This is a genomic window from Mannheimia sp. E30BD, from assembly GCF_041807785.1.
In the GTDB taxonomy this organism is placed as follows: Bacteria; Pseudomonadota; Gammaproteobacteria; order Enterobacterales; family Pasteurellaceae; genus Mannheimia.
Window position 1 is genome coordinate 17,105 of the sequence record NZ_JBGTYX010000023.1, and the last position, 11,482, is coordinate 28,586.

General features: G+C 39.9%; 9 protein-coding genes. 7 read left to right on the forward strand and 2 right to left on the reverse strand.

Annotated features, from left to right (window positions below; genetic code table 11):
• The first annotated feature begins 2 nt into the window (after positions 1–2).
• The 7 genes from cydD (at position 3) to gyrB (ending at position 10,087) form a co-directional block, all read left to right on the forward strand.
• Positions 3–1,769: a cysteine/glutathione ABC transporter permease/ATP-binding protein CydD gene (gene cydD / locus ACERCG_RS10450; protein ID WP_373612005.1), complete on the forward strand. Its 1,767-nt coding sequence runs from the start codon at positions 3–5 to the stop codon at positions 1,767–1,769.
• Complete coding sequence (gene cydC / locus ACERCG_RS10455; protein WP_373612006.1) at positions 1,769–3,436, forward strand: cysteine/glutathione ABC transporter ATP-binding protein/permease CydC; 1,668 nt, start codon at positions 1,769–1,771, stop codon at positions 3,434–3,436. Before cydD ends, cydC begins: the two co-directional genes overlap by 1 nt.
• Before the next feature lie 305 nt (positions 3,437–3,741).
• On the forward strand, positions 3,742–4,371 hold the full coding sequence (gene hflD, locus ACERCG_RS10460) for a high frequency lysogenization protein HflD (RefSeq protein ID WP_373612007.1): 630 nt from the start codon (positions 3,742–3,744) through the stop codon (positions 4,369–4,371).
• 33 nt (positions 4,372–4,404) lie between these two features.
• A complete protein-coding gene (purB, locus tag ACERCG_RS10465; RefSeq protein ID WP_373612008.1) occupies positions 4,405–5,772 on the forward strand; it encodes an adenylosuccinate lyase in 1,368 nt (455 codons plus the stop codon).
• Positions 5,773–5,838: 66 nt separating this feature from the next.
• A complete protein-coding gene (locus ACERCG_RS10470; RefSeq protein ID WP_373612009.1) occupies positions 5,839–6,600 on the forward strand; it encodes a DeoR/GlpR family transcriptional regulator in 762 nt (253 codons plus the stop codon).
• Positions 6,593–7,468, forward strand: coding sequence for a 4-hydroxybenzoate octaprenyltransferase (gene ubiA / locus ACERCG_RS10475; protein WP_373612010.1), 876 nt, complete (start codon positions 6,593–6,595; stop codon positions 7,466–7,468). Before ACERCG_RS10470 ends, ubiA begins: the two co-directional genes overlap by 8 nt.
• A gap of 186 nt (positions 7,469–7,654) precedes the next feature.
• A complete protein-coding gene (gene gyrB / locus ACERCG_RS10480; RefSeq protein WP_373612012.1) occupies positions 7,655–10,087 on the forward strand; it encodes a DNA topoisomerase (ATP-hydrolyzing) subunit B in 2,433 nt (810 codons plus the stop codon).
• Between the two features lie 58 nt (positions 10,088–10,145).
• On the opposite strand, the gene ACERCG_RS10485 is transcribed toward gyrB, so the two are convergent.
• Together ACERCG_RS10485 and cmoB are read right to left on the reverse strand one after the other, a co-directional pair.
• A complete protein-coding gene (locus ACERCG_RS10485) occupies positions 10,146–10,397 on the reverse strand; it encodes a DinI-like family protein (protein WP_373612013.1) in 252 nt (83 codons plus the stop codon).
• 115 nt (positions 10,398–10,512) lie between these two features.
• On the reverse strand, positions 10,513–11,475 hold the full coding sequence (cmoB, locus tag ACERCG_RS10490; RefSeq protein WP_373612015.1) for a tRNA 5-methoxyuridine(34)/uridine 5-oxyacetic acid(34) synthase CmoB: 963 nt from the start codon (positions 11,473–11,475) through the stop codon (positions 10,513–10,515).
• Between the last annotated feature and the right edge of the window lie 7 nt (positions 11,476–11,482).

Here is an 11,482-nt window from a genome sequence, read left to right on the forward strand (position 1 = left end):
TTATGGAAAAACAACGCCAACGTGAATTGCAGAAATGGCTTAGAAGTCAGCAAAAAGTCATTAAAAAACAGGTGTATTTAAACGTGCTGTTAGGGATTTTCAGCGGTTTATGTATGATTGGGCAGATGTGGCTGATTGCCATAATGTTGCAAAAAATGATTATTGAAAAGCAATCGCCGAATCATTTTGTGTTAGAAATTATTACGCTATTTGGCTGTTTTGTGGCAAGAGCGTTGTTTATTTTTCTACGTGAACGAGTGGGCTTTCAGGCAGGACAAACATTGCGTTTACATCTTCGTAAGCAAATTTTAGCGAAAATGGAAACGGTCGGCCCGATGAGCCTTCAACAAAAACCGGCAGGGAGCTGGGCAACATTAATGTTGGAGCAAGTGGAAAACCTGCACAATTTCTACGCTCGTTATTTGCCACAGCAATTTCTCTCATTAATTATACCGCTTGTTATTCTCTGTTTTGTCTTTCCGATTAACTGGTTGGCAGGCGTGATTCTGTTTGCGACTATTCCATTATTACCTTTATTTATGATTTTAGCCGGTTGGAAAGCGGTTGAGGCAAATCAGCGTAATATCGGTATTCTTTCCCGTATCAGCGGGCAATTCCTAGATAAATTGAAAGGCTTGGAAACAATCCGTTTATTCGGGCAAGCTGAAAAACAGACCGAGCAGATTTACCAAAGTACAGAAGATTTCCGCACCAGTACGATGGATATTCTCAAAATGGCGTTTTTATCGTCCGCCGTGTTAGAGTTTTTTACTTCTGTATCTATTGCTGTGATGGCAGTCTATTTTGGCTTTCTTTTTCTAGGTGAGTTAGATTTTGGTTATTATGGAACGGGATTTACGTTGTTTATCGGCTTTTTCTGCTTAATGTTAGCCCCTGAATTTTATCAGCCAATGCGTGAATTAGGTGTGTTTTATCACGATAAAGCAGCGGCGATTAGTGCAGCAGATGATATTGAACGTTTTCTGAAAGAAGAAGTAAAAATACAATCAAATGATTTGCAAAAATCTATAGAAAATCGACCGCTTGTGATTGAAGCAAAAGCCTGTGTGATTCTTTCTCAACAAAGGAAAGCTCTTACACAACCATTGAATTTTATACTAAATGCACATCAACATATTGCGTTAGTTGGGCAAAGTGGGGCAGGTAAAAGCTCGTTAATGAATATGTTACTCGGCTTCTTGCCTTATGAAGGATCGGTCAAAATTAACGGCACAGAATTGCGTGAACTAAATTTAAGCGAATGGAGAGCGAAATTAGCTTGGGTAGGGCAGAACCCACAGTTAATGCGTGGAACCTTAAAAGAGAATATTTTAATGGGTAATGCAGAGGCAACTGAAGATGAAATTGCTAGAGCCTTACGTTTATCAAAAGCGGACGAATTTGTCTCTCGTTTAGGCTTAGAACATCAAGTTCAAGATAGTAATATCGGTATTTCAGGTGGGCAAGCACAGCGTATTGCGATTGCTAGAGCCTTGTTACGCCCTTATGAGTTATTGCTACTTGATGAGCCAACGGCAAGTTTAGATATCGACTCCGAACAGCAAGTGTTAGAGGCGTTACACCATCTAAGCCGAGAGCAAACCACCTTGATGATTACTCACCGTGTGGAAGATTTAACTCAATGCGATGAAATTTGGGTAATGAAACAGGGGCAGATTATCCAACAAGGTAGCTTTAGTGAATTGGAACATACAGGCTTTTTTGCCGAGTTATTGCGTAATGAATTAGTTCATCAGGGAGAAATCTAATGAAAGCATTATTCCCATTTTTTTCTCTCTATCAAACCCATTTTGGGCGTTTATTATTAGGCATTGTGCTTGCTATTTTAGGGCTTTCAGCCAGTATTGGCTTGTTAAGCCTTTCTGGTTGGTTTTTAGCGGCCTCCTTTTTGGCAGGGAATGCGATGATCTTCAACTTTTTCTATCCATCATCAGGGGTAAGAGGGTTAGCTGCTTCTAGAACAGCAGTCCGCTATTTTGAAAAGCTGGTAACGCACGATGCGACTTTCCGTGTCTTGGCAAACTTACGAGTGACCGTTTTCAAAAAACTTATTCCACTTAGCCCAAGTGGTTTAAGCCGTTTTAGAAATAGTGAATTGTTAAACCGTTTGGTGGCGGATGTTGATACCCTTGATACAATTTACCTGAATCTCATCTCACCTTTTGTAAGTGCAGTAATGGTGATCTTATTTATGGCAATTGGGTTGTCATTTGTGTCAGTACCATTAATGCTGATTATTTGCGGAAGTCTATTGGCATTATTAGTGATTATTCCTATTGTGTTTTATCGATTAGGGTTAAATCTTGGGAAAAAGGCGGTAGAAAATAGAGCAAATTACCGCAGCCAATTTATTGAATGGGTTCAGCTAAATGCGGAGTTTTTGCTTTTCGGGCAACTCAATCAAGCCTCTGAAAAACTACAGCATGTCGAACGCCAATGGCTGAATGCACAAAGTAAAGAAAGCCAACTGGCAGGAGTATCAAATAGTATCGTGATGCTCTCAAACGGTGTTTTAACCTGTGTAATCCTTTATTTGGTTTCTACTGCGGTAAATGTACCGAGTGCAAAATATCCAGAGGCTTTAATTGCATTAGTGGTGTTTTGTGTGATGGCATCGGCTGAAATTCTTGCACCTATCGGTATGGCGTTTTTACATTTAGGGCAAGTGATTACAGCGGCAGAACGCATTAATGAAATTACTGAACAAAAACCAAGCGTAGAATTTAATGGCTCGGCAGAATGGCAAAATTTGAGCCAAAATCAACCTCTTGTACGTTTTGAAAAGGCTAATTTTGCTTATTTGAATGGCAAACAACAGGTATTAAACAACCTCTCTTTTGAAGTGTTAAAAGGGCAGAAAGTGGCTATTTTAGGGAAAACAGGCAGCGGTAAATCAACCATTTTCCAATTATTAAACCGTAATTATGACCCAACAAGCGGTCAAATTTGGCTAAATAATTACAAAATTGATGATTTCTCCGAACAAACCTTACGCTCAAAATTAGTTACTTTAAGCCAACGTGTCCATATTTTTAGCCAAACGCTGCGCGATAATTTATTAATGGGCAACGCAGAAGCTACAGATGAGCAAATGATTGATGTGGTGCAAAAAGTCGGCTTAGGCTACTTGCTGGAAACCGAAGAATTAAACCTTTGGCTAGGCGAAGGCGGTAGACCCCTTTCAGGTGGTGAACAACGCCGCTTAGGGCTAGCTCGTTTGCTACTAAGTTCAGCCGAATTAGTGCTACTAGACGAACCAACCGAAGGGCTAGATCGTGAAACCGAACAGCAGATCTTAAACCTTATCCTTACTCACTGTGCAGACAGAACTTTATTGATGATCACCCACAGACAAAGCGGATTAGATAGATTTGATGTGGTTTATCGAATGGATAATGGAAGACTGGTGGGGTAGCTTATTTTTGTGATGTGGATCGAAAAGTTGGATTTATGCAGTTGTTTATAACTTAATAAAACAGGAGATTATCAATGAATTGTTGTAATTGCTATTAATAGAGTTATAGTAACTCTATTAAACTTAGGCGAGGCATTTATGGATAGTCGAAGTTTAGTAAAATTAATCGTTGCAGATGGTTGGTTTTTAGTTGGAATTAAAGGCATTTATCTTTTTCTCTGGATAAATGCTTTTTAGCATTCAAAACAAGGCTAAAAAATGCTATATTCTCCACCAATTTTGAAATAGAGACTGATTTTAGAAAAATGGCAGATTATCACGATATTACCATTGCTTATGCAGGCGTATGCCAAGCAGCGAATTTAGTACAGCAATTTGCATATAAAGGTACGGCAGATAGAGGTGTGTTTAGGCAATCTATCCGTAGCTTATTAGTAACTCAGCCTGAATCCACGCTAAGTGTGTTTGGCGATGACCTTTCTCATCTAAAAATTGGATTGGAAACGGCGTTATCTCAAACAGGTGGTGGCAATGGTAAGTTAGATACTGAAGTGGGGCGTTATTGGATAAGCCTGATTGCTCTTAGCCAAAAACTAGATAAAAACCCTGAAGCAAAACAACAACTTGCGCAGCGTTTACAGCAAATTGAACGTCAATTACCACTTTATGAAGATGATGTTTTAGCTGATCAGATGATTGCGAATTTAGCCGCAATTTACAGCGATATTATTAGCCCGTTAGGTACGAAAATTCACGTGATGGGAATGCAAGATTACTTGGTCCGCCCTGATATTCAGCACAAAATTAGAGCTTCACTGCTTGCGGGCATTCGTGCGGCAATTTTATGGCAACAAGTAGGTGGTAGCCGCTGGCAGTTTTTATTCTCACGCAAGAAAATTTTCAACCAAGCTCAACAGCTTTATCGTCAAATTTAACCGAACATTTATTATTTTGGAGAACATTACACAATGGAACTTACTGCTTTAACTGCGTTATCCCCCATCGATGGTCGCTATCAAGACAAGGTATCTAGTCTTCGCCCAATTTTCAGTGAATTTGGATTATTAAAATTCCGTGTGGAAGTTGAGGTTCGTTGGTTACAAAAATTGGCATCTCACGCACAAATCAAGGAAGTTCCAACATTTTCTGAAAAAGCAAACGATTACTTTGATCAAATTGTCGCTAATTTCTCGTTAGAAGATGCAAATCGTATTAAAACCATCGAACGCACGACCAACCACGATGTAAAAGCAGTTGAGTATTTTTTAAAAGAAAAATGTGAGGCATTGCCTGAATTACAAGCAGTGAATGAATTTATTCATTTTGCTTGTACTTCTGAAGACATCAACAATACTTCACACGCCTTAATGTTGAAAACTGCTCGTGCAGAGGTATTATTACCTGAGTGGAAAAAAGTGATTGATGCGGTGGTAGAGCTAGCACAACGTTATCAACATATTCCATTGCTTTCACGCACGCACGGTCAGCCAGCTAGCCCGACAACAATGGGTAAAGAGATGGCAAATGTGGCGTATCGTTTACAACGTCAATATAAACAGTTAGAAAATTTAGAGATTTTGGCGAAAATCAACGGTGCAGTGGGTAACTATAATGCTCATTTATCGGCTTATCCTGACATTGACTGGCACACATTCAGCCAAGAATTTGTAGAATCTTTAGGCGTAACTTGGAATCCGTACACAACACAAATTGAACCGCACGATTACATTGCGGAGTTCTTTGATTGTGTGGGTCGTTTTAACACTATTTTGATCGACTTCGATCGTGATATGTGGGGCTACATTGCGTTAAATCATTTCAAACAACGCACTATTGCAGGCGAAATTGGCTCAAGCACAATGCCACACAAAGTGAACCCGATTGACTTTGAAAACTCAGAGGGGAACTTAGGTTTAGCGAATGCAGTAATGGCACACTTAGGGCAAAAATTACCAATCTCTCGTTGGCAGCGTGATTTAACCGACTCAACCGTATTGCGTAATTTAGGCGTAGGTTTAGGTTATGCGTTAATTGCTTATGCTTCAACCTTAAAAGGCATTAGCAAATTAGAAGTGAACGAGCAACACTTGCGTGATGAACTCAACCAAAACTGGGAAGTGTTAGCCGAACCAATTCAAACGGTAATGCGTCGTTATGGCATTGAAAAACCGTACGAAAAACTTAAGGAACTAACTCGTGGTAAACGTGTTGATGAAACGGCAATGCGTGAGTTTATTGATAAGTTAGACATTCCAGAAAACGAAAAAAATCGTTTAAAAGAGATGACACCGGCAACCTATATCGGCTATGCTGTTGAACTTGTTGAGAAATTGTAAAATTTAACTGAAAAAAGACCGCTTGCAAGCGGTCTTTTTCTGTAGCTTTTTTGCAAAAGGGGAAATATGAAACAGGCAAATAGACATAAAAGGATTATTGAACTCGTTAATCAGCTAGGTTATGTCAGTACAGAAGAGCTTGTGGCTCAAATGAATGTTAGCCCACAAACAATCCGCCGTGATTTAAATGAGATGGCAGAAAATAACCTAATCCGCCGTCATCACGGTGGGGCTGCTGCACCTTCTAACAATGAAAACAGTGATTATACGCACCGCAAGCAATTTTTCTCTCAAGAGAAGAATGCGATTGCTCAACAAGTAGCAAAACTTATTCCAAACGGAGCATCGGTATTTTTAGATATTGGTACAACATCAGAAGCGGTAGCATTAGCACTACTTTCACATAAAAATTTAAAAGTTGTAACCAATAATCTGAATGCGGCGCATATTTTAATGAAAAATCCAGAATGCCAAATTACCGTTGCGGGAGGAAATTTACGAAGCGATGGCGGATTAATTGGGGAAGAAACCGTGCGTTTTATCAACCAATTCCGCTTAGATTTCGGCATTTTAGGCATTAGTGCGGTGGATTTAGACGGCTCAATGTTGGATTATGATTACCACGAAGTCCAAGTAAAAAGAGCCTTGATGGAGTGTTCCAGACAGGTTTTATTAGTTACCGATCATTCAAAATTCAGCCGTAATGCGATTGTACGTTTAGGAAATGTTAAGGAAGTAAATTATTTGTTTACAGATACTGATTTACCGCTAGAATTACAACATCTTTTAAGTCAATCAGATGTAACAGTCAAAATTTGTAATGAATAAAAGCAATTTCTTCTCTAAGCAAAAATGGATTGCTTATGCCCAATTAATGCGGTTTGATAAGCCCATCGGCACATTGCTATTACTGCACCCAACGTTGTGGGCGTTATTTGTGGCGGCTGATGGAATGCCGCCATTCTCTATTTTGTTGATTTTCACGCTTGGCGTAATTGTAATGCGTGCGGCAGGTTGTGTAATTAATGATTATGCCGATAGAGAGATTGACGGACACGTTAAACGCACCTCTCAACGTCCGCTGGCAACAGGCAGAGTAACTACCACAGAGGCAAAAATTATTTTTGCGGTATTGTTATTATTCGCCTTCTTGCTGGATTTAATGCTCAACCGATATGCCTTTTTACTTTCGTTTGTGGCGGTGTTTTTGGCGGTGATTTATCCGTTTATGAAACGTTTTACTCATTTGCCGCAAGTGGTGCTAGGTATGGCGTTTGGTTGGTCAATTCCGATGGTATTTGGGGCGGTAAATGAAACTTTGCCACTTGAATGCTGGTTGCTTTTCTTTGCCAATCTAGCGTGGACGGTGGCTTATGACACTCAATATGCAATGGTAGATCGTGATGATGATTTGCGGATTGGGGTAAAATCTACTGCGATTTTGTTTGCCCAATATGATAATAAAATCATCGCACTATTACAGTTTATTACCCTGATATTATTGAGCTTAGTCGGCATCATACAAGAGTATAATATCGGCTATTTCATCGTATTAGCATTAAGTGCAACGCTGTTTATCTATCAATGCTGGCTCACTAAAAAACGAGAACGCAGCGAATGCTTTAAAGCCTTTTTAAACAACCACTATTTTGGCTTAGGTGTATTTATTGCGATTTTAGTTGGGATTTATTTCTAGTTATGTAAGGGCGAAATATTTTTCGCCCTTATTTTTTATCTGGCAGTTTTATCTATACAAGCGGTTAAATTTAGGCGGCAATTTGCAAATTTTAACCAAAATTTAACCGCTTGTTTTGCGATACATTCGGGCATTTTTCTGCTATAATCGACACAATTTTTTGATTTTAAATTAGTAGGAATAACAATGTCTGAACAAACTCAACCAACCAGTTATGATTCTTCAAGTATTAAGGTGTTACGAGGCTTAGATGCAGTGCGTAAACGTCCGGGAATGTATATCGGCGATACTGATGACGGCACGGGCTTACACCATATGGTATTTGAAGTGGTAGATAATGCGATTGATGAGGCATTAGCAGGACATTGTAAAGATATTATCGTTACAATTCATTCCGATAATTCGGTTTCGGTACAAGATGATGGACGTGGTATTCCTGTTGGCATTCACCCGGAAGAGGGGGTTTCTGCGGCAGAAGTGATTATGACCGTTCTGCACGCAGGCGGTAAATTTGATGATAACTCTTATAAAGTATCGGGCGGTTTGCACGGTGTGGGCGTGTCGGTAGTAAACGCACTTTCTTCAAAATTACAACTGACTATTCGCCGTGAAGGACACGTTCATGAGCAGTTCTATAGCTTGGGTGAGCCTGACGCACCATTAACTATTATTGGTAATACGGACAAAACAGGAACATCAGTTCGTTTCTGGCCAAGTTTAGATATTTTCAAAAACAAAACTGAATTTGAGTACAAAATTTTATCTAAGCGTTTGCGTGAATTATCCTTCTTAAACTCAGGGGTTTCGATCAAGCTAATTGATGAGCGTGATGGCAAAGAAGAGCATTTCAAATACGAAGGCGGTATTAAAGCCTACGTTGAATATTTAAACGAAGGCAAAACCCATATTCACAATACGCCATTCTATTTAACGACTGAAAAAGACGGTATCGGCGTAGAGATTTCTCTGCAATGGAATGATAGCTATAACGAAAGCGTTTACTGCTTTACCAATAACATTCCACAACGTGATGGCGGTACGCACTTAGCAGGTTTCCGTGGGGCTTTAACCCGTGCGTTGAAAAACTATATGGATAACAGCGGCGTGCTGAAAAAAGCCGATGCGAATATTGATGCCTCAGGCGATGACGCTCGTGAAGGTTTAGTGGCGGTTATTTCAGTAAAAGTGCCAGATCCAAAATTCTCTTCACAAACCAAAGATAAGCTTGTTTCTTCAGAAGTGCGTGGTGCGGTTGAAAGCTCAATGAATGAAGCATTATCAGATTACTTAGCCGAAAACCCAGACGATGCAAAAAACATTGTCACTAAAATTATTGATGCTGCTCGTGCAAGAGAAGCGGCTCGTAAAGCCCGTGAAATGACACGCCGTAAAGGTGCGTTAGATTTAGGTGGTTTGCCGGGTAAACTGGCGGATTGTCAGGAGAAAGATCCTGCGTTATCTGAACTCTACTTAGTGGAGGGGGACTCTGCGGGGGGGTCGGCAAAACAAGGGCGTGATCGTAAAAATCAAGCAATTTTGCCGTTAAAAGGTAAAATCTTAAACGTAGAAAAAGCTCGTTTCGACAAAATGCTTTCTTCACAAGAAGTGGCAACGCTGATTACTGCGTTAGGCACAGGTATTGGGCGTGATGATTACAACATCGAGAAATTGCGTTATCACAAAATCATTATTATGACCGATGCGGACGTGGACGGTGCACACATTCGTACGCTTTTATTAACCTTCTTCTATCGCCAAATGCCAGAGTTGATCGAAAACGGTTATATCTATATCGCTCAACCGCCACTTTACAAAGTGAAAAAAGGCAAACAAGAGCGTTATATTCAAGATAACGATGAAATGACACAATATGAAATTGATATTGCCCTTGAAGGTGCTGGTTTATATGTGAGCGAAGATGCTCCAGCATTAAGTGGTGTAGCCTTAGAGAACCTAATTTCTCAATACAATAACGTGCAAAAAATGATTGAGCGTTTAAGCCGCCGTTACCCAACTTTGTTGTTGAATGAATTAATTTACTCAAAACCACTTTCAGCAGAATTTGCAAAAAATGAAGCAAATATGAACGCTTGGAGTGAAAACTTTGCGGCTAAATTAATGGAAAAAGAAGTGGGTGGTAGTTTCTATCGTATTAATACTGTATTCAATGAAGAACGCCAAATCTACGAGCCGGAAATTATTGTTACAACGCACGGTATGGATACAACTTACCGCCTAGATTATAACTTTATCAGCGGTGCAGAATATGCTCGTATTGTGGCATTAGGCAACGAGCTGAACGATTTACTTTCTGACTCAGCTTATGTAGTGCGTGGAGAACGCCGTCAAGAAATCAGCAGTTTCTCTGAAGCCTTAGATTGGTTAGTGAAAGAATCTCGCAAAGGTTTAACTATTCAACGCTATAAAGGGTTAGGTGAGATGAACCCAGAGCAATTATGGGAAACTACAATGGATCCTGTTGCTCGTAAAATGTTACAAGTAAACATTAGCGATGCGATTGAAGCAGACAAACTCTTTAGCACGCTGATGGGCGATGAAGTTGAACCAAGACGTGATTTCATCGAAACCAATGCGTTATATGCACAGATTGATGTCTAGTTAAAATAAAAGTCCGCACTATGCGGACTTTTTTGTATGCTAAAACTGAGGGGAAAATTTAGTCATCAAGCAGAAATGGATCGTCCCATATCTCTTCCAAAAAGGCTAAAAATTCCTCTCTTTCATCGCCTTTAAAGCCCGATGCTTCAAAGCCAGACGAACTAGAGAATCGAACTCTGACGTTTACATCTGAAAATTTTTCAGCAATCCGATCAGGTAATCGCTCAATCAGTTTCTCCATCGTCTTTTGTTGCTCTGCAAGCCTTTTGCTATCACGTTCTTTGACAAAACGTATATCAAGTGTTTTCATAATATCCCTCGCTATATTTACTGGTTTTAAATACAGTATGATAAACGAGAATTTTTATGTCAATAAAATAGTGTGATAATTTACAGTATTTTTTCTTTAAGGTAACAGAGGCTATTTAAGCATTTGCTAAAATAACTGCACGTTTAGGGGCTGGGTAGCCTTCAATGGTTTTACTATGATCGTTCGGATCTAAAAAATCGACCAAACTTTCATTTTCCAGCCAATCGGTTTTGCGTTGCTCTTCAAGTGTAGTAATTGCTTCATCAACGCAACGTACATTTTTAAAACCGACTTTTTTCAGCCAGTTAATCAGAGAAGGCACAGATGGAATAAAATAGACATTTTTCATCTTAGCGTAGCGATCAGCGGGTACTAACACATCATTCACATCGCCATCAATCACAAGGGTTTCCAACACTAATTCGCCGCCTTTGACTAATTGGGCTTTTAGTTGTGAGAGATGATCGAGTGGTGATTTGCGATGATAAAGCACGCCCATAGAGAAGACAGTATCGAATGCAGCTAAAGGTTGCATTTGCTCAATACCAAGCGGAATAAGGTTTGCTCGTCTGTCATTGCCAAGTAGCTTTCTTACTGCCTCAAATTGGCAAAGGAAAAGCTCGGTAGGGTCAATGCCCACCACCATTTTTGCCCCTTCGCCCACCATTCGCCACATATGATAACCGCTACCACAGCCCACGTCTAAAATTGTTCTGCCAGCAAGTGGAGTAAGGTGCGGTAAAACACGATCCCATTTGAAATCAGAACGCCATTCGGTATCAATATGAATACTGTGTAAGTGATACGGGCCTTTACGCCAAGGCATCAGCTGTTTTAAGTGATGGGTGATTTGCTTGCGTTCGCCCTCAGATAAAGGCGTAGTTGGAATAGACTCAACCTTGTCTTTTAGATTGATACAAGCGGTCGAATTTGGTAAAAAATCTGCAACTTTTGCCCATTTGGCATAATCTGCGTGGGTCGTTTTTTCCCATTGCTTTAATTGCAAGGGTAGGGTTTCAAGCCAAGCTGATAGGGAAGTAGTTGCAATTTGTTGATAAAAAGGACGGAAGTCGATCATTTTTAAA